The following is a 24,279-nucleotide window of genomic DNA, read 5'->3' as shown; positions in this document are numbered from 1 at the left end:
TGTCCGCTGCCTGCTTAAAAACGGTCTGTCTGCCTCCCTTCCAAAAGAAAGCGGGTATTTGACCCGCTGCCGTGCGTGCCGCGGCTTTTCTTTCTTAATTTAGAATACTGAATTCACAACAGCCAATCTATAATTTTCCGGTTAGAAAATTGTGATTTTTATGTCGGTTTACGGTTCGTTCGGCGATTTTATGCGGGACAGCTTGATGCGCACTTCCACAATAGCGCCGTAGTTGTCAGCCATGTTGGAAAGCTGGAAAGTCGCGTCGTTGCCGTAAATCAGCTTCAGGCGCTCTTTCAGGTTGGACAGCCCAATATGCCGCCGACCGTCCCGGTAGATTTCCCGGTCGTGCAGGATGGCGTCCATGACCGCATCGCTGAATCCTTTTCCCGTATCGGAGACACAGCAGTAAAGCCAGGTCTCGTTGTCCATGACTTCTTTTGTCAGGAACAGGGAAACCTCCACAGGTCGCTCATAGATGGCGTTGTGCTGTATGGAGTTTTCGACCAGTGTCTGCAGCATCAGCTTGGGGATGAAGTAATCCCGAAGATCCTCGTCGACGTCTATAGTACAGGAAAAGGCATCGCCGTACCGCTTGTGCTGCAGCTGTATGTACAGCTTTACGTGGTTGATCTCCTCGGAGATTTTTCGTAGGTTGGCCGTCGGGCCGAACAGGTATCGGATATAGCCGGAAAGGTCTTCGAGCAGTTCCGTAATTTCCCAGTTGCTGTCCCGGTCGGCCAGACTGTGCACCAGGCTCAGGCAGTTGAGGAAGAAGTGAGGTCGGACCTGTTCCTGCAGCAGCTCCAGCTCGGTCTGCTTCTTGGTGATCTCCTGCTCATACAAGGCGATGCGCATGTCCTTCAGGCGGTGTGAGAGCGTTTTGAACTGCCGGTTGATGGTTTCCAGCTCCAAAATGTCATTTTCGTCCAGCCGATCGAATATCTCCTCCGTCCCGACGTTCTCCAGACCGGTCACGAATTTCGTGAAAGGGTGGAACAGCCACCTGTAGCAGAGCCGCACGACCAGAATGACCTCCAACCAAAGCAGGACCATTTCCATGTTGAACAGGCCGAGCTGGAAGTGGACGTTTTGAAGGATCTCTCCGTCCTCAACCTTTTGAATGTACGCGGTGCCGAGGTTTGCAAGCGGGTATGTGTATACCTCGGCGCCGTCGGCGATGGCTTGCTCGGCCTGTTTTCGGTAAGCCTGCGGCGCAATCACGCGGCCGTCGTTCCACCGCAGAAAGGAAATGACCGAGTAGCTTTTCGGCATATCGTTGATTTCCGCAAAAAGCTGATTCAGGTCGATCAGGCAGGCGAGCATGATCTCCTTCTGTCTGTACCACCCCAGTATGTAGGCTTCCTCTCCACTTGTCAATATTTCCCAGCATACCTGGGTGGACAGGCTGTCCTTCTGCTGACGCAGCCGCTGCTTTACCTGACCGGTAATGCCGAAATCGTCCGTCGATGCAAAAGAGAGGCCCGTAGAGAATGCAAGCAGGTCGGATGCCGGCCAGTAGAGAAAGGACTGCTTAAGCTCCGGATAGCGTGTCTTCAGGCTGCCAACGAGGTCGCTGGCCATAAACAGAACGTCGTAGTATCCACCGTCCCGGGGACTGATATTTTGAGGGATGCCGGGAAGGATATTCCGCAGATTATTGGCCAGCATGAGAAACTCCTGATTGATGGACTGGATTTTCCGGTTGATGTTCTTTACGTACAGGATGGCGGTTTCCTCAATATATTGATCCTCCACAGCACGCAGCGTCTGGCCCAGATACAGGTGGATGACGGAGAAAATCAGAAATAGCCCCAGGAACAGAACAGAGAAAAAGCGCAGCAGTACGCGCAGTCTCTTTTTCTTATATATCTTGACCACCTCCCAAAATCGGTAAAGTCTAAAGAAGAAAATACCGAAACCGGACTGCTGCAGAACAATACGGCAGTCCGGTTCAGCATTTTTCCTTATTATCCCTTCACAGAGCCCAGCATAATGCCGTTATTGAAATACTTCTGTACGAACGGATACAGCAACATGATGGGGAGAGAAGAGACCACAATGGAGGCGTACTTAATCAGCTCTGCCAGTTGTCGTGCCTCTACGGCAGCCGCGCCGATTTGCGTCATACCCATCATCTGGTTGTTAATCAGGATGTTGCGTAGCGCAATCTGGATGGGTTGGAATTCGGGGCTGCGTAGATAGATTAACGCGTTGAAATACCCGTTCCATTGTCCAACGGCCGACCACAGGGCGATCACGGCCAGAACGGCTTTGGAAAGCGGAAGCGCCACGATGAAGAAGTATCTGACCTGCCCGCAGCCGTCCAACTGTGCGGCCTCCCACAGTTCTTCCGGAATGGTGTTCTGAAAAAAGGTACGGCCCACGATGATGTAGTAGCTGGCGACCGAGAACGGCAGGATCATCACGAGAGGGTTGTCCACCAGATTGACCGCCTTCACAACCATATAGGTCGGAATCAGGCCACCGGTAAAAAACATTGGGATGAGATACATGGCCATCAGCGCGCGCTTGCCGAAGAGTTGCTTTCTGGACAGAGCAAACGATGCGGGAATGTTGACGGCTAGGGTGATTGCTGTGCCGCCAATCACGTAGAGAATTGTGTTGCGATATCCGGTCCAGATGTCGTCAAATTCTGCCAGCTTTTCATAGGCCCGCAGGTTAAATCCATTCGGAACCAGGACAATCTCGCCGGAGGATACCAGAGCAGGGTCGCTGATCGATGCGATCAAGATGAAGTACATGGGGTAAATGGCAATCAGGATCATTAACCCGGTGATGATGTACACCACGGTGTCGAAGATAACGTCTCCTTTGCTACGGCGCACTTTATTGGATTTTCTGATGGTTGCTTGCATGATAGTTCTACCGCCTTTCCACTTTTTAGAACAGGGAGTCTTCCGATATCTTCGCCGATATGAAGTTGAACACCAGAAGAAGAATAAGGTTGATCACATTGTTAAACAGGCCGATGGCGGCGGACAGGCTGTACTGAGATTTCAGCAGGCCCATCTTGTAGACGTACGTAGCAATGATTTCGCTGGTTGCGTTGTTCAACGAGTTCTGCAGCAGGTAGACCTTCTCAAAACCGACGCTCATCACGCTGCCCATGCGCAAAATCAACATGATCATGATGGTGGGAAGAAGAGACGGAATATCGATGTGGAAAATCTTATGCCATTTGTTTGCGCCGTCGATGGTTGCCGCTTCATAGAGCGTGGGGTCTATGGACGACAGCGCGGCGATATACAGGATGCTGTCCCACCCGATATGCTGCCATGCTTCGGTCCAGACGTAGATGTGCGGGAACGCGGAGGCGGAACCCATCAGGTTCGGCATATCGATGCCGACAAAGCTCAGTAGCTTTGCGATGATACCGCTGGACGGAGAAAGAAACAGCATGATCATGCCACACATAACAACAGTGGAGATGAAGTGCGGCAGATAAGTCGTCACCTGAAAGAATTTCTTGTAGCGCGACGACGTAATCTGCGAACAGATCAGGGCGACGAGGATAGGCAGCGGAAACATCACCACAATAGAGTAAATGCTGATGACCAGCGTGTTCCGCAGGATAGGCCAGAACTGGTAAGAGTTGAAAAAGGTGGTGAAGTTTTTAAAGCCGACCCATTCGCTGCCGAAGATGCCCAAACCGGTCTTGTAATCCTTAAAGGCGATAGTTACGCCGTACATGGGAATGTACGTGAACACAATCAATAAGATCAACGAGGGCAAAATCAGCAGGTAAAGCGGCACGCTCCGCTTCAGCAGCAAAAGCCTGCGGCTTTTTTTCTCTTTTGCGGATATAGCGAATCCATTCGCGTGCATAGTTTTCTCTCTCCTTTATGTTTAGATTCACCGGGATAGTTCTATCACGGCTTTCAGTGTGGCAGTGCATAAACCGGGCGCAGCCCGCAAGAGCGGTCAGCGATCCTTTCCGGGTTCTTTTCAGGTTCTTTCCAAGTGTCCTCCGTCCCGTGCAGATGGTACATTCTCCACTCGTTCGGGGTAAACCCGGTATAATCGTGAAACGTTTTGGAAAAGTAGGAAAAATTAGAGTAACCGACGCGCATGGCGACTTTTCCAATCTTGATGTCCGGGTACTCCAGAAGCTCCTTGGCTTTTTCCATCCGTTTCTGGGCGATGTATGCCGGCAGCGTCATCCCGACGGCGCGCATGAACTGCTTCGAAAGATAGTCTTCTGACATGAACACGAGCTTCGCCAGCATTTTTCTGGACAGATCTTCTTCCAGATTGTCAAGAATATATTGGCATACGGTAGTGATGGCGTCCGACTTGTGATCCCGGCTGCCTTCGACAATGCCGAGGATCTTGTGCATAAACCAGGCAGTCGCACACAGGCTGGAAACAGCAAAGGTTTTCATCTGGTCGTACTCCTCCGAGTCGATGATATCCTCCAGGGACATATCCCGGCTTTGCAGGTAATTGGACAGCATCAGCGTGCAGGTCCACAAAAAAACCGTCAGTCGGTTCACCGTCCATCCTTCTTCCGCTTGGACCCGCACCATTTCTTCCCGAATGGACGCTTCTAGACTTGTGAGGGGACCGAAGCCAACCAACATTTTTTCCACGTTTTTAAGGGGAAAGAGCGCCGCTGTGTCTTGTCTGCGGGCAGGTCGACTCCCTGCGCGATTCTCTGCATATCCGGAACGGTGTGCTTTTCCAGCTGGCAAAGCGCCTCCCACATGGACACTGCCTGCCCGACGGTGCCTTTTTCTCCGCAGTATGCACAGACCTGAAGGCCGATCCGCGCCTCCACGGCGTCGAGAAACGCCGCCAGCGGCGCGCGAGGAAAGGGATCTTTCCCTGTGGCACGGCAGACCAGGATCCATCGGGTCTCGCTCAGGCGAACGACGGTTTGCAGGGCGTTCTGGTCGGCCAGATCCAAAATGGCCTGCCGGACCAGCGGCCTGCCATAGTGCGAAGGGACGGGCTGACCGGGCACGGGGACAAAGCGCAGTAGGAGAATCGCGAGACTGGAATTTTCGGTCAAGCCATGCTTTTGCGCTTGACGAGTGAAATCCGCCTGTTTGACGGCGCCGTCAAACAGGGCGGCCCACAGGGTTTCCAGCGGTTCCTCCTGCCAGCCGCGCCGTGCATCCAGAAGCCCAACAACCCGGGAAATCGTCTCTTCCAGCTCCTTGGCCTTGATGGGCTTTAGCAGGTAGTCACAGACATCGAACCGCAACGCACTCTGGGCATAGGAAAATTCTGCGTAGCTCGAAAGGACAATGCATTCCATCGACGCGTGGTTTTCCCGAATCCACTTGAGCAGCTGAAGACCGTTGCCACCCGGCATTTCGATGTCGCAAAGAACGATGTCTGCCTTCGTCTTCGAGAGAAACGCGATGGCTTCCCTAACGGAAAACGCCGTGTATACTTCGGTGATCCGCAGCCGGTTCCACTGCAGGGCCGACTTGAGCTCCTCTACAAAGGTCCGGTCATCATCTACAATCAGGATGGAATATGCCATAGCTTTCTCTGCCTCCTAACGGGTCGGGGTATCGGTTCTGCAGGCGCTTTTCACCATTTTACCGTGAAAGGCCCGGTAAATTTCCGAAGAAGAGATAACCCGGCGCCGCCGTGATCACCTCTTCCTTCGGTTTCGATCAGCCCATCATTTCCACATAGGCGTCATAGGCGCCCTGATCAATCTCAATCAGTCTCTGCAGGCCCATGGCGTCCAGCTGCTGCAGATAATCGTCCCATTCTTCTTCAACGCCGCCTTCGGTAATCCAGTGTGCCCACTGGGCTTCCACGTAACTATTAATGTCTACGTTCAAGGCGGTTCTCTCGTTGATTTCGTCATCGGTGAACTTAATCGTACCCGGCCAAGCGTGCAGCAGATTCGGGTTGTCGGCGTACTGCGCGTTGAGCTCGTCTTCGACCAGCTTGAGCCCGTCGCCCTGATCGGTGGGCAGCGTGACCTTTTCTTCAAATTCCTTGCGCATGTACTTGGGACCGAAATCGCGGGGAGAGTACCACCAGGCGGAAGTATCCAACGTGTTGTCCTTCGGCGTCAGAAGCTCATAGGTGCCATCGCCGTTATCCTTGATCTGACCGGTGGATATGGAGCCGTAGAAGGTCTGGAGCGAAACCAGATCGTCGTAGAACAGGTCGGCCCACCTCAGCACCTTTTCGGGATTCGGGCAGTTAATGTTGAGGATCAGCTCCTTATCGCTGTACTCTGTGCTCGCGATGCTCTGAGCGTTCTTCGTGCCCCATGGGCTTTCCAGCGTGGGCATCTGCACAAACTGCTTGGTATTGGGGCCAGCCCAGGAGTCTGCCGTCCAACCGGAGAAGATGCCGATCTGAGAGCCGCCTTCCTTTTGCAACTTGGCAGTGTACATAGATCCTTCTTGGGTGAAGTATTCCTCGTCCATCACGCCGAGCTCCCAGAGCTCGCGTAAATACTTGACTGCTTCTTTGTAATGATCTTGCGTGGGAACAAAGACGACCTTGTTGTTGGCGTCCAGCGACATGTGCTCGTCACCGCGCTCGATCAGGTCGAATGAATCCAGAAGCACGCTACCGTATCCGGGCTTGTAACCGCTGATCGGGATCTCATTGTTCGGGTCGCCGTCGCCGTCCGCGTCCTGCTCCTTGAAGGCGATCAGTACTTCCTTCAGCTCGTCGTAATTCGTGGGCATCTCCAGATTCAGATTGTCCAGCCATTCCTTGTTGATGTAGTTCTGGCTGTTCAGCTTCGGCCGGAAGGGGATCTTCTTCGGCAGGCTGTAGATCTGCTCGTTTCGGTCGGTGCAGGCCATGCGCATAGTGGGATCTTCTTCAAAGATTTTCATCAGGTTGGGCATGGTCTCCTCGTTGATCAGATCGGTGAGCTCCAGAAGCTTTTCCTTGTTCTGCACGATGTCGGAATCGCCGAGGCCGCAGGAGCCGAAGAAAGCGTCGGGCAGGTCGTCACTGGCAAACAGCAGTGCCTTCTGCTCACCGAAATCATTGGAGTAGTAGATTTGCCACTCGATGTCAATGTCGGCTTCCTTAGCCAGATCCCCCATGACACCGTCGGTCAAAAAGTCCGTGGGCCAGGTGTCGTTCCAGCGTACAGTTGCGATCTTGTACGTGTAGCCTTCCGCTGCGCCTACGGTTGTGTTCTGTTCCGCACCAGGGGATGCCGACGTAGAGTCCTGACCTGGGGTGCCGCATCCGGCAAGCATGGAAAGACTCAGACCGGCTGCCATGAGCAGAGCAGCAGTTCTTTTGAGTTTGTTCATGATTTACTCCTCCTTGTTTTTTCGCCATGTCTCCTTGGCGTTTTACAATATTCTACCGTCTTTGTTCCAATAAGTCTGTCAAATTTGCGATAAAAAATTGTCAAAAAAAGCTTTTTTTATAACTTTTTCCAACACAAATTCGGCGGATCGCCGGTAAGTCCGGATGGGCGGCAAAAAGGGAAGCCGCCGTATCTGTGGAAAACGCAAAACCGAAAAGGCAACAAATATCGCGCTGTTTTTTTATAGATATCCGGGCGGTTGCGCCACTATAATGGGTTCAACCACCGGGCGAAAGGCACCCGGAAACAAAACGGATGGAGGTAATTAGAAATATGAATCAGCACAGATTCGGAGTAAACGCAGCCTATCTCGGTGCCAAGGCGGCACGGACACCGGACGAGCGACCCGGCCCGGCGGGGTGGAGCGGTGCGCTCCTGCTCGATGAGTTCTACCGAGCCAACGGGAACCCAGGATTGGTTACGCCGACCAAAGCGCAGGCTGCATGGGATGACACCTTTCTCTACGTGTTGTTTCTTAACTGGGAATCTGCGGAGAACGCGGACCAAGTGCGTCGAGACATCGACGAGCTTGTGGTGTCTTCCGGCACTTTGGGCCATCGGGACTTCGCGGTATTTTCGGTCGGACGCAATGGAGAAGCGCATGGGGTTCTGGAAAGTGGCATGACGTACATCGGCGGCGATGAGGCGTTTGGTGGAAGCCAACCCAACCTGCCGTTTCGTCACGTCGGCAACCAAGCGGACATCCAGACAATCGACCCGCAGTCGTATACGGTCGTGGTAGACCACCAGGCGGGCTTCTGGAGCGCGGCGTATAAGATTCCGTGGACGCTGGTGGGGGGATTTTCGAAAGGCGACTGCTTTGCGTTTCAGGTGTACCGCAAAAAGCAGGCAACCGGAGAGATCCTGTGCCCAACGCCGCTGGACCTGTATATCAACCTACCTTATTGGTTCGAGTACGATCCTTCCACGTTTATGGAAGCGTATCTGGGCGGCGACGCCGGTCCGGTATACGGAACCGAGCTCTACGCGGTGCTGCCCAGCGCCCGAAGACGCTGGACGCGCTATACGGAGATTTCCGGCGTGCAACCGGGCGAGCTAAAGCAGCTCTGGACGGAGTTAACTGCCCTGCCGGAAACGACGGAGGAAAATGTGGCGGCACATGTGGCGCTTGCCCAGCGCCTGCAGGATGTGCTCTATCAGGAGGCTGTGGATTTCTTCTGGGATGAGGCCGGAAGCCGCCCTGTGGGTCATATGGAACCGTGGAATGAGCGCCATGTGTTCAACGAACTGCTGGCGGCCGGTGAGGCTGGAAAAGCCTATGCCCGCCTGAACCGGTTCCTACGCTGGCTCGCCCGCTATATTCAGTGGTACTACACCGATGGAACCTTGGGCGACCAGTCTGCCGATTGGACACCGTATGAACAGCTTCGGCAGGTTACAACGGAAAACAGTAAGATTGTTTTGGATTTTGGAAACGCGGTGCCCACGCTAGAGCTTATCTTTGCCGAAGCGGGATTCCGCCTGAAAAGCAAGCCGGATGGCGGTCTTTTTTCTGCGGTACCGGATACGTTTACCGTCTCGGAGGACGGCGCCGTACTGCGTGCGGCGGCGGGAAACCGAAATGTCGTGATTACGCGCGGTGCGGACTGGAGCGTCGTGCTGTCTGTCGGGGACCGGCAGGTTTTCTTCATGGACAAAGAGACGCTTTCCTGCGTGCATGTTTGCGGGAAGGACGGTTTCCGCCTGCAGATGCCTTTGCTTCAGGAGGAGTCCGTCATCGGGTTCGGCGAACGCTTCAACGGCGTCGACCAGCGCGGGCATATCGTTGCCATGTACCAGCGAGACGCCTACCTTTCGGTGATCGCTGGACTGGCCAATGAGAGCTATAAGAATATTCCGCTTGTCCATTTCAGCTCTGGCTATACGCTGTACATCAACAGCACGTACAGAATGCGTGCGGATATCGGTGTGCAGGTGCAGGACCGTTTTTCCATTACTGTACAGGATCCCCATGTGGATCTGTATTTCTGGGGCGATACGCCGGTGGAAAACATGGCGTCATATGCGCGATTGACCGGCCTGCCGATTCTCCCGCCTCGGTGGGCGTTTGAGCCCTGGAGCGGCGCGGGCGGCGGACGGTGGATGAACGGGCCGCTGCACAACGTGATGGAGGAGCAGATCGGCGTGCTGCAGAAATTCAAAGAGCTTGATATCCCGCACGGCGGGTTCTATGCCGAAGGTGCCGGCGCGGACGGCAAACACCTCGCCGAATTACACAGGGTTTCCAACTTTGCCGCGCAGAACGGGATACACACCTTCTCCTGGGAGTATTCGGTTATGCCGGCGGAACGCGCCAAAGCATTCCTGCAGAATTCCGGCGATACGGAAGATCTGCCCATCAGCAAAACGCCGCAGTATACAGGGAACATGCAATATATCAGTTACATCGACTTCACGCATCCCCGGGCCATGGAGCTACTGCAGGCACAGTGGAAAGACCGGTTTGATGCCGGCATCTGCGGAACTATGGTGGACTTCGGGGACAAGATTCCAGACGAAGCGGTCTTTTCCGACGGGCGAAACGGTAAGGAAATGCACAACGGCTACGCGCTGGACTACGCGCGCGGCTACCGGAAGCTCTTCGAAAGCGCTTACGGAGACGACCACGTCCTGTTCCAGCGAGCCGGTGCTCCCGGGTGTCAGGCCTATGCCTGCCAGTTTGGCGGAGATCAACCGACTACCTTCCCAGGCATGCAGCAGTCCCTGTCCGGCATGATTTCCGTCTCGGCCTCGGGCCTGCCGTTCTGGGGCGTCGACGCCTGCGGGTACGACGGCTTTTCCGGCGGCGATGCGGAAACCTATATACGCTGGACGCAATGGGCGGCATTTTGCCCTCTGATGCGGTACCACGGCACGTTCCCGAAAGAGCCCTGGGAGTATTCCGAACAGGTCACAGAACTGTATAAATTCTACACCTGGCTGCGCGAGAACCTTCTGCCGTATGCGTACAGCACAGCCGTTCAGGCGCATCACCGCGGCATTCCCATGGTTCGCCCGCTGCCGATGATGTTCCCCGAGGACGCCTTTGTTGCGCAGGTGACCGACGCCTATATGTACGGCGACCATCTGCTGGTGGCGCCAATCTGCACCGACAGCAACAGAAAACAGGTGATATTCCCCGCGGGCCGATATGTCAATTTTTTCGACAATACCGAGGTCGTAGACGGCGATACGGCGCAGACGCGTGCATATCCCATCACAGAGATTCCGGTTTACGTGGCGGCCGGCGCGCTGTTCCCGGTTGAACTCAACGAATCCCTGGAGTTTGGAAGAAGCATGACCACAAGCCGGATTAGGGCGCTCGTCCTGACGCAGCCGATGTGCGCGACAGCCGGTAGCTGGAACGGGTCGGATACGGAGGAAAACGATTACGCCTTTACCGTCGGCTCGAACGGCTTCTCCGTGCAGGCGAAGGGGTGCGCGGGCGTGCGGTATCTCCTTGTAAAAGGCGTCTCGAACGTACAGGATGTTATACTCAATGGGGTCCGTCTGCGCCGCATGCCGGCAAAACAGGGGCTGAACCTGCATGAAGCCTATTTTGTGGCGCAGGATGGAACGATCTATATTCGTATTTTTGCACATTCTGACCTGCAGATGGACGTTGTCACACGGTAACGTTCTGCGAGGGGACTCACAGAGCAGGACACAGTTGCGCACTTTTCCGGAGCATCTTTAGCATAGCGAAAATACAGCGCGGGAGCAACCGACCGCTGGTTTACTGCCGGCTTTGCCTGCAGAACAGGCGTATCTCGAAATGCCGCGTATGGAAAAACAAAAGCAGGGACAGGCAGAGTCACACAGCTCTTACCTGTCCCTGCTTCCTGTTCCGGCGTCCCGAAACCGGCGTTTGCGCAAATTTTGTTGACTATTGAGAACGGAATCTGTATAATGAAAGCAAAAGTATTCTGAGCAGGAGGACGAAATGCATGGCGACGATCAAGGATGTTGCTAGGATAGCGGGCGTGTCCGTGTCGACCGTCTCTCACGTGGTCAACGGAACCCGATACGTTAGTCCTGAGAAAGTCCGGAAGGTCGAGGACGCTATTCGCCAGCTGGACGAGCTCCCGAATTTCATCGCGAAACGGAGTGCATTGAAGAGCAAACTGTCCGAAAGCCGCTATGTGCTGATCTTGCTGTCGAAAAAACGCAGCCTGTTTCAGAATCAAGTCAAGGAAAAGCTGGAAGAAATCGTAGAGCAGAAGGGTTATATCGCCATTTCGCTGGCGTATGACCTCGATGAAGACCGACTGGCGGCCATCCGCACACTGGCAGGAACGCTGGATCTTGCGGGAATGGTCGCTTTCCCGGACCGGGAAGGTGTGCTTTCCGGAACCTTTTTCAAAGGGCTCCGGTTTCCGGTGGTTCTGATTGGGAACCCCGTGGATCGGTTTGCCGCAGACACCCTGCTGCCCGACACCTTTGAGGGCAGCTACCGCGCGGTGCGGCACCTGATTAAAAACGGGCATGAGCGAATCGCTTACCTGTGCGAGTCGGAAGTGTGCGGCACCCAAAGGTTTGAGGGCTACAGGAAGGCTCTGGAGGATTCCGGCATTGCGTTGGAAAAAGTACTGATCCGCGCGGGCTTGAAAACCGAAGCGTTGGCCGCCGAAGCTATGGCGCAGATCGTCGCGGCAGAGCCTGCGCCCACCGCGGTCGTGATTGCCGACTCGCTGCCTCTGATCCCCGCCATCCGGTATGGAATCGGCCACAACATCGCCGTACCCGGCGACCTCTCTGTCGTCAGCCTGAACGATCCGGAATGGGCCTCGCTGACGACGCCGGAGCTCACTTGCGTGGATAAACAACCGCGGCAGTTTGCGCTTTCCGCCGCGGACCTGCTGTTCCGGCGGATTGACCGCGGCGAAATTGCAAACCTCTCTTCGCCCGCGCATGCGTACTGCACGAAAACTCTCCCCTCAATCCTCAATGTGCGCAACTCCACCTGCGGAATCGGCCGGGGTCCCTTCGGGGAACGGGCAGCGGGTGCGGGCGGCCTTGCTTTATCCGAAGTGGAAAAGGAAAAGATTCGGCAAAAGCAGTATACGGCGGCGATCTCATTCCACTATATGGGCAAGGCGTGGATGCGCCTGCAGGAAAAGGGTATCAAAAAAGTCTTCGACGAGCTTGGGATTTCCATCATCGCTGTCACAGACGCTCATTTCAACGCGGCGCTGCAATGCAAACAGTTGGAAAGCATCAAATTTCTGAAGCCGGATCTCCTAATCTCGATCCCCGTTGATACTAGGGGCACCGCGGAAGCCTTCCGCTCGATTGCGGACAGCGACACCCGGTTGGTGCTGATCACCAATGTCCCGGAGGGACTCACCCCGAAGGATTACATCTCCTGTATCTCCGTAAATGAGCGAGCCCACGGGGACAGTATGGGCCGCGGGTTGGGCGAGTACATGGTACGGCACGGCCTGAAATATGCGGGGCTGATTTGCCACGGCGAGCAGAACTTCTTTGCCACAAAGCAACGGGACGGCGCGGCGGAACAGGTTCTGACGGAGGAATACCCGGAAATCCGGGTGTGCGGAAAGGTCAATTTCCTGACAGAGGTGGACGTCTACCAGAAAACACTGAAGCTCATCGGGATGTACCCGGAGATTCAGGCTCTGTATGTTTCTTGGGACGGTCCCGCGCTGGAGGTGATAAAGGCCCTGACGGAGCTGGAGCGCACGGACATCGCGATCGTCACGGGAGATCTGGACTATGCCATCGCCATGCAGATGGCACAGGGCGGCATGGTCAAAATGATTAGCGCGCAGTGCCCCTATGAGCAGGGGGAAGCCATCGCAATGGTGGCGGCCAACGGCCTGCTGGGAAAAGCGGTTCCCTCCTTCATCGGGGTGGAGCCCATCAGCATCGACCGGGAGAACCTGCTGAAAAACTGGAAGGCGATCTTCAAGGAGGATCCGCCGGCGGCGTTGCGCAACGCGATCAACCGCAGCGCCGGCGCACTTTAACGGCGGTTCGCCGCGTTCAAACCGACCGACAGAATATCAAGCGGATAAGCATCTGGAAGCAGGGCTTATCCGCTTTTTACATAGCGCCCGCGCAAGCCGGGTTCCCGAAATTTTTCATTACCCCTATCCCCCGCGCGGCTTTTCGGCCGCGTTTTTTTTTGGCGCGGAAAAGAAAATTTGCGCAAATATACATGAAAGAACGAGAAGTCAAGGCATCTTCCAACGCGCAAACAGCCCGGACAGTCTAACACAGGTGTCAAAGCATTGCAAGCGAAAAGAAAGCTTGATTGGAAATGCCTAATTTTGTCCCTTGTATTTGGCGAAACAAACGAATTTTCTCAAAATCGCAAGCAGAAATTGACAATCGCCGCAGCGCAGAGTATTATAATGGAAGTGAAATTAATTTGCGCAAATTTATAAAAATAAGAAAGGAGCAGACATGAAACTCGGTTATATGACAAACGCGTTCGGCCCTCTGGTAGGAGAAGGAGGCGGCGTTACAAGCATTAAGGACATCCGGTATCTGACCCTTTGCGATGACGAAGCGGTGCTGAAAAAAATCACAAATGCAGGCTTCCGGTATATTGAGGTGTTGGAAGGGAACCTGACCAAATACGGTTCGGACATCCAAGTGCTCAAAGACATGCTGGCCCGCTACGGTGCCGGCATGATGAGCGTCTGCGTGGGCGCCAATTTTATCTACCCAGACGCACTGGAGGACGAGATGTTTCACATGGAGACAGTCGCTGCTCTGGCGGAACAGGTAGGCGTTTCCTACGTGGCGTTCTGCGGCGGTGCCATACGTGGGAAAGGCGTCCAGACGGGCGACTATGCGCTTCTGGCCAAAGGGCTGAAGGAAGCAGAAAAGGTCTTCGCCGCCCACGGCATCGAGGCAAGCTACCACCCGCATCTCGGTTCCATGGCGGAAAAGCCGGAACAGATCGACCGACTCTTTTCGGTGAGCGACATCAAGATCTGCCCGGATCTGGCGCATCTGGCTGCCGGCGGCGGAGATCCTCTGGAGATCGTCAAAAAGTACTACGACAGAATCTCCTTCGTCCACCTGAAGGATTTGGACGAAAACGGATTTGCCCCGCTGGGCACTGGGCACGTCGATGTCGAAGGGGTTCTGCGGTTCCTGAAGGAAAAGGGATATGCAGGAGATTATCTGGTGGAGGCTGACGGCTTTGCCGGCGACCCGGAAGAAGCCTGCCGGACATCGTACCGTTTCCTGCAGGGCAAGCTGATCTAAAATTCCTCCCGTCCGCGGCGTCGGTCAACGACGCGCGGCGCAGGAGGGCATCTTAGAATGGGAGGATTTTACAATGAAAAAACTGAATGTGGGCCTGGTTGGTGCCGGGTTCATGGGAAAAGCGCACTCAATCGGGTATTCCGACATGCCCAAGTATTTCTGGCCGGCCCCGGCCGTGCCGGTTTTAAAAACAATCTGCGACATCGTCCCGGAAATCGCGGCGGACGCGAAAGAACGCTTCGGCTTTGAAAAATGCTGCACGGACTGGCGCGACATCGTCAACGATCCCGAGATCGACGTGGTAAGCATCTGCACACCGAACAACGTCCACGCCGAAATCGCCATCGCTGCGCTGAACGCAGGGAAGCACGTACTCTGCGAAAAGCCGATCGCCTCGACATTGGAGGACGCGAAGGCCATGGCGGAGGCCGCAAAGGAAGCGGCGCAAAAGGGAATCATTGCCATGAACGCCTACCAGTACAGGCGCGTTCCGGCGATCGATCTCGCCAAGAAATTCATCGATGAGGGATCCATCGGCAAAATCCTCAACGTACGGTGCACCTATCTGCAAAGCTGGTCGGCCGATCCTGCCTCCCCGCTCTCCTGGCGGTTTCAGAAAGACATCGCCGGCGCGGGGACGCTTGGCGACATCGCCTCGCACGTGATCGACATCGCCCAGTATCTGGCGGGTGACATCGAGGCGGTAACCGGCATAATGCAGACCTATATTACCGAGCGGCCGGTGCAGGAAGGCGGCACAGACCTGCTGGGCACCGTAAAACTCGGAGCCGACGCGAAGCGAAAGGCCGTAGACGTGGATGATGAGGACAGCTTCCTCGTGAAGTTTAAAAACGGCGCAGTAGGCAGCATCGAGGCCACGAGAAACGCCTGGGGTCGCAACAACTTCATCACGGTAGAGCTTCACGGCACTCTGGGCAGCCTCTACTTCAACTACGAGCGACTCAACGAGTTGCAGGTGTGTTTGGCCGGCGACCCCGACGACAGAAGGGGCTTTAAGACAATCTACACCGGCCCCGCGCATTTTCACGGGGAAGTGACCTGGAACATTCCCGGAATGAACATTGGGTACGGCGAATTGAAATCCATCGAATCCTACGAGTTTATCAAAGCGGTGGTAGAAGGCAGGCAGCCGTCTACCAGCTTCGCAGAAGGGTATCGAGTGGAACGCGTTTGCGATGCCGTGAAACGGTCGGCGGAAACCGGACGTTGGGTAACGGTGAACGATTGATCGAAGCGCCTGTTTAATACGCAGCCCAAAGCCACATATCATAAGAGTGACCCGCAACGCCACTGGCTGGGCGTCTACGGCATCCTGATCATGATCCTCGGACCCATTATGATCCGACTGGTGTATGAACTGTTGATGATGGCAGTCTTGCTGCTGAAAAACGTAATCTCCATCAACAATAAGCTCCGCAGCCAGAACGGAAACGAAGAGAAGAACGGCATTTTCATGGCCCCCGACATGGGCGACCTGCGCCAGCAGCTTCGGTCTAAGGCAGCACAGCCTCAGAACCCGCAGCCCCAAGTCCCGCAGAGCGCACCCGTAGTCAAATTCTGCGGCAAGTGCGGTTCGCCGTTGAACGAAGCCGGCAAGTGCCCCAACTGTGACAACAATCATCCTCAGGCTTAAACGCAAATATTAAGATTATGCCCCGAGCGGAAGCAATGCCGCTCGGGGCATTTGGTTTTGTCCGCTTCAGCAGAACGACAACATCGCCCCGTGCGGCTTCAAAGTTGCACGGGGCTCTTATCATTTTTCATTTGACTGATCTTTTTCGGCTTTGATACGTTCGATTTCTTCCGCTATTATATTTCCGATCGTATGATCGTCCATTTTTATACTTTCTGCCGCTGCAACAGACTTGTCAGCAAATGCATCAAATTTTTCCTGTTTATCTTTTAATATATCCATAATTCTTTCATCGATCGAATTCTCACAAAGCAACCGATAAACCAGTACATTCCTTGTCTGGCCCATACGATACGCCCTTGAAATCGCCTGATTTTCAATAGAGGGCTTAAGCTGCGGTTCGCACAAAATAATCACACTGGCAGATTGAATATTCAGACCTGTCCCGCCCGACTGTATTTGTGCTGCCAAAACCGCCCCGGCAGGAGCCTTATCAAAATCGTCAATGATCTCTTGTCTTCGCTGCGGCGAAACGGAACCATTTATCGGATTCATACAGCGGTCACCCAAAAGCTGCACAACTTTTCGGATCGTATCCAGAAAAAACGAGAATATAATCACTTTTCGCTTTTCAGATTCAGCCTCTTCTATCAGCTCCATCAATCGCTTCGCTTTGCAGGAATCCTTTATATTTTCTGCATTCCATGACACACGCCTTGTTTCTGCAAAATTCTTACCGAACACCGCTTGTTCATATATATCCTTTTCTGCCTGTCCGAGTGTGCACCATTCTTCACTTTCAATAAGTTCAGGGAGCTCCGTCAGTACGTCTTCCCTCTTTCTGCGGTAATAAACCGGCGCAACTGCCTCTCTAAATTGCGGCGCCGCGGTCAAAGCAAGCATGTGCTGTATTCGCAATGCAATATCAGGACATAAAATATGGATAAGCGCAACCATTTCCTCCGGTTTATTTTCAAGTGCCGTGCCCGTCATAAACAGCATGCGCTCTGCACGTTCACAGATTTTCTTCACATTCACCGTACGTCTTGCCTCTGAATTTTTAATGTAATGTGCCTCGTCTACAACCAAAAGCGAAAGCTCAAACGATTCCGGCAAATTAAAATGTGCTGTTGTCTCGAAGGTTGTTACAGCTACACCACCAGCGCTTATCCATGAATTCAGTGCTTCTTTTCTGCCCGCACCATGAATTTTTACAACCTGCAATCGGCTCATTTTACGAATTTCTCGGCACCAATTTGTAACGACGCTCGCCGGGCACACAACTGCAAAATGCGATGCCCCTGTGTTTTTCAAAGATACCATCGTGGCGATTGCTTGTACGGTTTTACCAAGTCCCATTTCATCTCCGAGAAGAACGCGCTTTTGGTGCAGTGCATATTTAACGCCCCATTCCTGGTAACGACGAAGCTCGCACAGCAAACCATCCGGAAAAAAACATTCCTCTTGTACTTCTCTTGCGAGTTCTTCCGGCAGTCCGTATATTGAATCATCGTTACCGAGTGTTCCCGGGACAATATTTTCAAGAGCATTGAAAAACGAAACCGAATGTTCGGAAAATTCTTTCCAAGCATCTATTCCGTTGATCCGCTTTGTGTTTTCAAATATTGTCCTTTGTTCCCGGACTCTTTGACCATAGTTTCCATTTCTATAAGAATCCAAAAATTCATATGCATCCACTGCTTTTTGTTTTTTAGCCGATGATGCAAATATCCACTTCAATCTTTTCTGAGATAATAACAAATCTTCTATCGCATATTCGATTTGTCTTCTATTCTCAGTAATCAAGCCACGACATTCTTTTGCCGTTTCCCTCGCATAACCATATTTAGATAATGCTGTCACTAAAGCTGTCGATTCCCGCGTTTTGTTATCAACATTCAGTTTGATCTTTGCGCCTTCTCGCACCTTGTCTGCCATATCATTCGCTATACGCTTTATGGAATACGCTGCATCTTCGCTGATACCATGCACCGAACTGATCGAATACACATTGGCCGCAACAATATCTGCGATCGAACGAAATCCGTGGTCTCGAAGTGCTTTCACTCTAAATCCGCCTTTTTCACGATTGATCTCTTCTACCGGAATATCTCGAAGCACGTCTAATACGTTTCGGGTCACGACCAGATTTGCTGCTTTTTCAATATCTATCTGCACGTTGTCTTCGTACTGTGCAATCTCATCCAGTTCTTCCAGCATCATGCGATGTTCCTGTATCAACCGCTCTGCATCCGCCGTATCAAAAAGCTTTGCCAACTGTATTCTCTCCTTTTCTGCCGATTTCAGCTTATTTAAAGTATGACGTAACAGTTCTTATTTGTCAATATTTCTCTATGCAAACCTCAAAGCTTCTCATTAAACATTAAATACATATTTTTCCGAATATCGCAAATGACTTTCTACTCCCGCCCCCGCCTGTCGCTTTTCCGCTCACCTTACCTATTCTTCAAATTAAATATATTTACATTGTACTTTTCCCGTGCTATGATGGTCTTAACAAAGGCGAAAAGGTGATTTTATGGCGAAAAAGCTGGCACATATAAGTGAAGATCATTCCCGCGAGCAAACCGTATACGAACACCTCACCGGCACGGCAGAGCTTGCAAAGCAGTTTGCCGCCGCATTCGGCGCGGAGGAAGACGGCTATCTGCTCGGTTTGCTGCACGACATCGGCAAGTACAGCGATGCCTTTCAGCATCGATTAGACGGCGGCGTGCGCGTAGACCACTCCACGGCCGGCGCAAAAGAAGCTTGCGCGCACGGTGTCGGGTATCTGGCGCTCGCCATCGCAGGTCATCACGGCGGCATACCGAATTTCGGCTCCCGCGCCGATACCAAAAACGATGCTACCCTCTCGGGCCGCTTAAAACGCGACCTCGAACCGTATGACGATTGGAAAACCGAAGTCACTCTGCCGCCGGTCAAGCCCTTTAACATGCGAGAATTCAACACCGGGTTTCGGCTCTCGTTTTATATCCGCATGCTGTTTTCTTGTCTTGTTGATGCCGATTTCATCGACACCGAAACCTTTATGGACGGCGCACTTGCCCCGCGCGGCAACTACGATGCGCTCCCTGCGCTGCTCGACCGCTTGGAAACGTACATCGCACCGTGGTATCCGCCCAAAACCGAGCTCAACCGAAAGCGCTGCGCCATTTTGGATGCGTGCAAGGCCTCCGGCAGCACCGCCGCACCGGGTGTTTATACGCTTACCGTGCCGACGGGTGGCGGAAAAACGACCGCTGCCATGGCATTTGCGCTGACCGCTGCCGTACGAAACTGCATGAGCCGCGTCATCTACGCCGCGCCGTACACGTCCATCATCGACCAAAACGCCGATACGTTTGAAAAAATCTTCGGCACGGAAAACGTCATCGAGCACCACAGCAGCGCGGAATATCTCTTTTCCGAAAGCCCGAACCCCGCAGAGTACCGCAAAATGCTGGCCGCAGAAAACTGGGACGCCCCCGTCATCGCCACGACCACCGTGCAGCTGTTTGAGTCCCTGTTTGCGAGCAAACCCGCCCGCTGCCGCAAGCTGCACAACCTCGCCAACAGCGTGCTCATCTTAGACGAAGTGCAGACGCTGCCCATGCCGTATCTAAAGCCGTTCACGGCGGCGCTTGCCGAGCTTGCCCGAAAGTACGGCGTCATTGTCGTCCTGTGCACCGCCACGCAGCCCGCGTTAGACGGTGTTTTTGCCGATTTGAAAATCGACCTGCCGATCAAAGAGATCTGTCCCAATGTCCCTGAAAATTTCGAGACCTTCCGCCGCACGAAAATCACGCAGCACACATTTGACAGCACAGAATCGCTCACCGCCGAGCTCATCGCGCTGCCGCAGGTGCTTTGCATCGTCAACCGCATCGCGGACGCGCAGAAGATCTATCAGGCGCTGCCGGAAGACGGTGCGTACTGTCTCACCACGCACCTGTGTCCTGCCCACCGCAAAGCGCGCATTAAGGAAATTCGCGAACGCCTAAAAATCGGCCTGCCCTGCCGCGTCGTTTCCACCTCGCTCATCGAAGCCGGTGTCGATGTGGATTTCCCGCGCGTCTACCGCGAAGAAGCCGGGCTTGATTCCGTCCTGCAAGCCGCCGGCCGCTGCAATCGCGAGGGCAAGCGCCCGTTAGATGAAAGCCTCGTGACCGTCTTCACCGTCCAGAACACCACCCCGCCGCCCTACATGCGCCAGCCCGCCGCAGCCATGAAGAACATTTCAAAACGCATGGAGGACATCACTTCGTTAGCTGCAATCCGCGCGTATTTTGAGTTCTATCGCGATTTGTACGGCAAAGAAGATCTCGACCGTGAGAAGATTCTCCTAGCGTTCGAAAACGAGATGCTCCCGTTCGCCTCCGTTGCGGAAAAGGTACGGGTCATTGAAAGCTGCACCACGCCCGTGTATATCCCGATCGACCAAGGCGAAGCCCTCGTCGAGCGACTGTACCATGGCGAGCGTAGCCGCACCCTGTTCAGAAAGCTCGGGCAGTACAGCGTGAACGTCTACCCGCAGCAGCTCGCTGCCCTGCGCGAAGCCGGCGCCGTGCAGAGCATCGACGGCGGTGCGCTCTATGTCCTCGCCGATCCCCGCCGCTACGACAGTGCCCTCGGCCTCACCCTCGACCAAACCGAAACCGCTCTGTTTATATAAAATAGAAAAGCCGGTAAGGCAAACCCTTACCGACCTCTCTATACAAATCAACAACAATTATTTCTACCCACACTGCCTGTAAAAACAGACAGCGACCTTAACTTGATTTTATCCCATATGCAGTTGGGCTTTCAGCGCGTCCTGAAGGACCTGCGAAAAGTTGATGTTCTGCTCCAAGGCGGCGGTGTTCAGCCACGCGGGAATGGTCAGCGTCTTTTTGACGGCTTTTTCAAAGTGCGTTTTGGCGTATTCTTCCACGTCCACGGTGATGATGTTCACGAACGCGCCGTCCATCGACACTTCCAGCTCGGCGGCGACATCTGCAAGGCGGATCGCGTCCACGGACGAGGGCGCCGGGGCGGCTTCACCGTCTTTTTTCAGCCAGTACAGATACCCGGCAAGGCAATCGACCGCCATGCGCAGCGATTCATCGAGCGTTTCGCCGCAGGTAGACAGATCGTTCAGATCGGGGAAAACAACAGAATAACCGCTTTCTTCCTTAAAAAAACAAGCGGGATAAGCTGACAGCATAAAATCGACCTCCTGATATAGTCTAAGCGGAAGCGGGGGAGATTATTTCAAACCTGCCTGCTTCAAAATGGAATTTTCCGTGCCTTTCGGAATGTCCTTGCAATGAAACGGAATGGTGACCTTGCCGGGCTTCGTCGGGTGCGTATAATGGCGGTGCGAACCCGTCTGCATCTTGAACACCCAGCCGTCTTCTAAAATGATCCGTTCCAGTTCCTTTGGCTTCTTCGGCATTTCAATTCCCCTCCTGATTCAAATCTATTATACCATATGATACGTATTAAAGCAATACGTATTCAAATTATGCTTTATAAGTTCCGTAAAAAATAGACTAAACTCAAATTTTATCTTGACAAGTTCAAATAATCGTTATATAGTTGTATTATCAAAACAACATCAATTGAATTTTGAAAGGAGTTGATCTTATTGATTCAGTTGGAAGTCTGGGGCCCGTATGCGTTATTCACACGCGGAGAGATGAAAGTCGAGCGTGTAAGCTACGATGTCCCCACCCCGTCCGCCGCGCGCGGTATAGTTGAAAGTCTGTATTATCACCCCGGAATACGCTGGCATATCCGCCGCATCTACGTTTTGAACCCCATCGAGTTCACCACCATTCGGCGCAACGAGGTAAAAAGCAAAATTCTCGGGAGCACCGCCATGCGCATCGCGCAGGGCAAGGAAGATGAGCCGTACCTCGTCACGACGAAACAAATCGTCCAGCGCGCCTCCATGGTGCTGACGAACGTCCACTATGTCATCGAAGCGGAGTTCGAGATGCTGCCGGAAAAAGCCGCACCCGGCGATAACCCCGGCAAGTTTCAGGACATCGTCACACGCCGCATGAGAAAAGGCCAGTGCTTTTCCACCCCGTACTTCGGCTGCCGCGAGTTTCCCGCACACTTCAAGCAGTGGGAGGGTGGCCCGATCCCGACGATTGACGAGACGCGCGACCTCGGCTTTATGCTGTACGATTTCGATTATTCCGACCCACAAAATATCACGCCCCTGTATTTCCGTGCCAAAATGGAGCACGGTGTCATTCAGGTGGCCGGCTGCGAGGTGTTCAGATGATCCTGCAAGCCTTAGTTCAGTATTACGAAGCGCTTCTTGCCCGCGGTGAGATCGACCGCCCGGGCTGGAGCAAAGTCAATGTCAGCTGGCGTCTGGACCTAAACCCGGACGGTTCCCTTTTCGATGTTTCTCCCCTCCAAAGGCCCTCTCCAAACGGTAAAAAGATGCTGCCGCAGCAGCTCGCTGTGCCCGCACAGGTCAAGCGCTCTTCCGGTGTTGCGGCAAATTTTCTGTGTGATACGTCTTCCTACCTGCTCGGCGTGGACGACAAGGGTAAGCCCGAGCGCACCAAAGCTTGCTTTGAAGCCAGCCGAGAAAAGCATCTGGAAATTTTGAAAGATACCCCCGGTGAGGCTGCCGCGGCCGTCCGCGCGTTTTTCGATACCTGGAATTCCCCCTCTGCCGTCGAGCACCCTGCTTTGCAGCCCTATCTTTCGGAAATTTATAAGGGCGGCAATCTGATCTTTTATTATAACAATAAGCCCGCGGCAAACGACTCTGACATCGCCGCCGCGTGGCAGCAGGCCTATGATTCTGCTTCAGATTCCGACACGCCCACTCGGTGCAGTGTTACCGGCAGGCTCGCCCCCGCCGCGCGTCTGCACGGCAATATTCAAGGCGTGCGCGGCGCACAAAGCTCCGGCGCATCGCTCGTTTCGTTCAACGCCGATGCCTTCTGCTCCTACGGGCACGAGCAGGGCGAGAACGCTCCCGTCAGCACCTACGCCATGACCGCCTACACGCAGGCGCTAAACTACCTGCTGCGCAGTGATAATGTTCGCCGCATCGGCGATGTCACCGTCGTATATTGGGTGGAGAATGCCGATCCTGCTATCGCCGCATTTGCGGGAGCTATGCTTTTCGGTCCGCAGGAGCAGTCCGATTGGAGTGAAAACGACATTTTAGGCGCAATTCAAAAACTTGTATCCGGCAGAACAGCCGACCTACAGGACATGCACCTCAGCCCCGATACACACTTTTACATTCTGGGGCTCGCGCCGAACGCCGCGCGTCTTTCCGTTCGCTTTTTCTGGCAGGATACCTTCACAAAGCTCGCCAAAAACGTGAACGCCCATTACGAGCGTTTGGAGATCACCCGCCCGGCCTACGAAAAATTCGACACGCTTTGGCCCTACACCCTCGCGCGCTCTGCCGTCCGCTTTTCCAAAGACTGGAAAAAAGCCGATGAAGAGCTGCAAAAATCCTTCCCGCGCCTTTCCGGCGACCTGCTCACTTCCATCTTAAACGATACGCGCTACCCCGCCACTTTACTAAACGGCACCGTGCAGCGCATCCGCGCCGAGCACGATGTCACCTGGGCGCGCGCGTCCGTCATAAAAGCTTATTATTCTAAAAACGAAGACCCGCTTTGTCCAAAGGAGGTTTTGACCGTGTCCGTAAACAAAGAAAGCACCAATATCCCCTACAATCTCGGCCGCCTGTTCGCCGTTTTGGAGCGCACGCAGGAAGCCGCAAATCCCAACATCAACACCACCATCAAAGACCGCTTTTTTAACTCCGCTTCCGCTACGCCGAGCCTTGTGTTCCCCACGCTCATCAATTTAGCGCAGAAACACCTCGCAAAGCTCAATGAGGGGCAGCGGATTGCACTGGATAAATCCATCGGCGAACTTTCGGACAAGCTCGGCGAAACCTTCCCAAAGCAGCTTATGCTTGCAGAACAGGGCGCGTTCCAGCTCGGCTACTACCAGCAGCGTCAGGAATATTTTAAGAAAAAGACAGACACCACCGAACAGAAAGAGGAGGCATAAC

General features: G+C 53.8%; 17 protein-coding genes. 8 read left to right on the top strand and 9 right to left on the bottom strand.

What is annotated here, in order from left to right; genetic code table 11:
• Positions 1-168: 168 nt before the first annotated feature.
• The 6 genes from ACI0CA_RS02400 to ACI0CA_RS02375 all read right to left on the bottom strand — a co-directional run bounded on the left by ACI0CA_RS02400 (position 169) and on the right by ACI0CA_RS02375 (position 7,277).
• Entirely contained in the window at positions 169-1,881 is a 1,713-nt protein-coding gene (locus ACI0CA_RS02400) for a sensor histidine kinase (RefSeq protein ID WP_308449368.1), read from the bottom strand.
• A gap of 89 nt (positions 1,882-1,970) precedes the next feature.
• Positions 1,971-2,879, bottom strand: coding sequence for a carbohydrate ABC transporter permease (locus ACI0CA_RS02395; protein ID WP_308449369.1), 909 nt, complete (start codon positions 2,877-2,879; stop codon positions 1,971-1,973).
• A 25-nt stretch (positions 2,880-2,904) separates the two neighbouring features.
• Entirely contained in the window at positions 2,905-3,795 is an 891-nt protein-coding gene (locus tag ACI0CA_RS02390; protein ID WP_412264598.1) for an ABC transporter permease, read from the bottom strand.
• A gap of 107 nt (positions 3,796-3,902) precedes the next feature.
• Positions 3,903-4,517 (bottom strand): helix-turn-helix transcriptional regulator, encoded by a 615-nt coding sequence (locus ACI0CA_RS02385; RefSeq protein ID WP_446806565.1) that lies wholly within the window; start codon positions 4,515-4,517, stop codon positions 3,903-3,905.
• Between the two features lie 53 nt (positions 4,518-4,570).
• On the bottom strand, positions 4,571-5,515 hold the full coding sequence (locus tag ACI0CA_RS02380) for a response regulator (RefSeq protein ID WP_446806566.1): 945 nt from the start codon (positions 5,513-5,515) through the stop codon (positions 4,571-4,573).
• A 136-nt stretch (positions 5,516-5,651) separates the two neighbouring features.
• Positions 5,652-7,277, bottom strand: coding sequence for a hypothetical protein (locus tag ACI0CA_RS02375; RefSeq protein ID WP_412284259.1), 1,626 nt, complete (start codon positions 7,275-7,277; stop codon positions 5,652-5,654).
• A gap of 332 nt (positions 7,278-7,609) precedes the next feature.
• On the opposite strand from ACI0CA_RS02375, the gene ACI0CA_RS02370 reads away from it, so the two are divergent.
• The 5 genes from ACI0CA_RS02370 to ACI0CA_RS02350 all read left to right on the top strand — a co-directional run bounded on the left by ACI0CA_RS02370 (position 7,610) and on the right by ACI0CA_RS02350 (position 16,229).
• Complete coding sequence (locus ACI0CA_RS02370) at positions 7,610-10,972, top strand: TIM-barrel domain-containing protein (RefSeq protein WP_446806567.1); 3,363 nt, start codon at positions 7,610-7,612, stop codon at positions 10,970-10,972.
• 266 nt (positions 10,973-11,238) lie between these two features.
• Positions 11,239-13,323, top strand: a complete 2,085-nt coding sequence (locus ACI0CA_RS02365; RefSeq protein WP_446807073.1) for a LacI family DNA-binding transcriptional regulator — start codon at positions 11,239-11,241, stop codon at positions 13,321-13,323.
• A 439-nt stretch (positions 13,324-13,762) separates the two neighbouring features.
• Positions 13,763-14,575, top strand: a complete 813-nt coding sequence (locus ACI0CA_RS02360) for a sugar phosphate isomerase/epimerase family protein (RefSeq protein WP_395591216.1) — start codon at positions 13,763-13,765, stop codon at positions 14,573-14,575.
• A 73-nt stretch (positions 14,576-14,648) separates the two neighbouring features.
• On the top strand, positions 14,649-15,824 hold the full coding sequence (locus ACI0CA_RS02355; protein ID WP_417422685.1) for a Gfo/Idh/MocA family protein: 1,176 nt from the start codon (positions 14,649-14,651) through the stop codon (positions 15,822-15,824).
• A 108-nt stretch (positions 15,825-15,932) separates the two neighbouring features.
• Entirely contained in the window at positions 15,933-16,229 is a 297-nt protein-coding gene (locus ACI0CA_RS02350; protein WP_412358166.1) for a hypothetical protein, read from the top strand.
• A 120-nt stretch (positions 16,230-16,349) separates the two neighbouring features.
• Here ACI0CA_RS02350 and ACI0CA_RS02345 read toward each other — a convergent pair whose 3' ends face one another.
• Entirely contained in the window at positions 16,350-18,506 is a 2,157-nt protein-coding gene (locus ACI0CA_RS02345; RefSeq protein WP_308449377.1) for an SNF2-related protein, read from the bottom strand.
• Between the two features lie 262 nt (positions 18,507-18,768).
• On the opposite strand from ACI0CA_RS02345, the gene cas3 reads away from it, so the two are divergent.
• Positions 18,769-20,904 (top strand): CRISPR-associated helicase Cas3', encoded by a 2,136-nt coding sequence (gene cas3, locus ACI0CA_RS02340; protein ID WP_308449378.1) that lies wholly within the window; start codon positions 18,769-18,771, stop codon positions 20,902-20,904.
• 108 nt (positions 20,905-21,012) lie between these two features.
• On the opposite strand, the gene ACI0CA_RS02335 is transcribed toward cas3, so the two are convergent.
• Both ACI0CA_RS02335 and ACI0CA_RS02330 read right to left on the bottom strand, forming a co-directional pair.
• Positions 21,013-21,435: a type II toxin-antitoxin system HicB family antitoxin gene (locus tag ACI0CA_RS02335; RefSeq protein ID WP_308449379.1), complete on the bottom strand. Its 423-nt coding sequence runs from the start codon at positions 21,433-21,435 to the stop codon at positions 21,013-21,015.
• 42 nt (positions 21,436-21,477) lie between these two features.
• On the bottom strand, positions 21,478-21,666 hold the full coding sequence (locus tag ACI0CA_RS02330) for a type II toxin-antitoxin system HicA family toxin (RefSeq protein WP_176821039.1): 189 nt from the start codon (positions 21,664-21,666) through the stop codon (positions 21,478-21,480).
• 192 nt (positions 21,667-21,858) lie between these two features.
• On the opposite strand from ACI0CA_RS02330, the gene cas5c reads away from it, so the two are divergent.
• Positions 21,859-22,506: a type I-C CRISPR-associated protein Cas5c gene (gene cas5c / locus ACI0CA_RS02325; protein WP_395507200.1), complete on the top strand. Its 648-nt coding sequence runs from the start codon at positions 21,859-21,861 to the stop codon at positions 22,504-22,506.
• Positions 22,503-24,278, top strand: coding sequence for a type I-C CRISPR-associated protein Cas8c/Csd1 (gene cas8c, locus ACI0CA_RS02320; RefSeq protein ID WP_446806568.1), 1,776 nt, complete (start codon positions 22,503-22,505; stop codon positions 24,276-24,278). Before cas5c ends, cas8c begins: the two co-directional genes overlap by 4 nt.
• The last annotated feature ends 1 nt before the right edge of the window (position 24,279 follow it).

It is taken from the genome of Hominenteromicrobium mulieris, from assembly GCF_046197855.1.
Classification (GTDB): Bacteria; Bacillota; Clostridia; order Oscillospirales; family Acutalibacteraceae; genus Hominenteromicrobium; species Hominenteromicrobium mulieris.
The sequence above is the reverse complement of the archived record's forward strand: the minus strand, read 5'-3'. Positions and strand labels throughout refer to the sequence as shown.

Bases quoted from the DNA above. Each gene is read 5' to 3' on its own strand.
- ACI0CA_RS02395 (WP_308449369.1), bottom strand. From the start codon at position 2,879: ATGCAAGCAACCATCAGAAAATCCAATAAAGTGCGCCGTAGCAAAGGA.
- ACI0CA_RS02380 (WP_446806566.1), bottom strand. From the start codon at position 5,515: ATGGCATATTCCATCCTGATTGTAGATGATGACCGGACCTTTGTAGAG.
- ACI0CA_RS02375 (WP_412284259.1), bottom strand. From the start codon at position 7,277: ATGAACAAACTCAAAAGAACTGCTGCTCTGCTCATGGCAGCCGGTCTG.
- ACI0CA_RS02370 (WP_446806567.1), top strand. From the start codon at position 7,610: ATGAATCAGCACAGATTCGGAGTAAACGCAGCCTATCTCGGTGCCAAG.
- ACI0CA_RS02360 (WP_395591216.1), top strand. From the start codon at position 13,763: ATGAAACTCGGTTATATGACAAACGCGTTCGGCCCTCTGGTAGGAGAA.
- ACI0CA_RS02355 (WP_417422685.1), top strand. From the start codon at position 14,649: ATGAAAAAACTGAATGTGGGCCTGGTTGGTGCCGGGTTCATGGGAAAA.
- ACI0CA_RS02350 (WP_412358166.1), top strand. From the start codon at position 15,933: ATGATCCGACTGGTGTATGAACTGTTGATGATGGCAGTCTTGCTGCTG.
- cas3 (WP_308449378.1), top strand. From the start codon at position 18,769: ATGGCGAAAAAGCTGGCACATATAAGTGAAGATCATTCCCGCGAGCAA.
- ACI0CA_RS02335 (WP_308449379.1), bottom strand. From the start codon at position 21,435: ATGCTGTCAGCTTATCCCGCTTGTTTTTTTAAGGAAGAAAGCGGTTAT.
- ACI0CA_RS02330 (WP_176821039.1), bottom strand. From the start codon at position 21,666: ATGCCGAAGAAGCCAAAGGAACTGGAACGGATCATTTTAGAAGACGGC.
- cas8c (WP_446806568.1), top strand. From the start codon at position 22,503: ATGATCCTGCAAGCCTTAGTTCAGTATTACGAAGCGCTTCTTGCCCGC.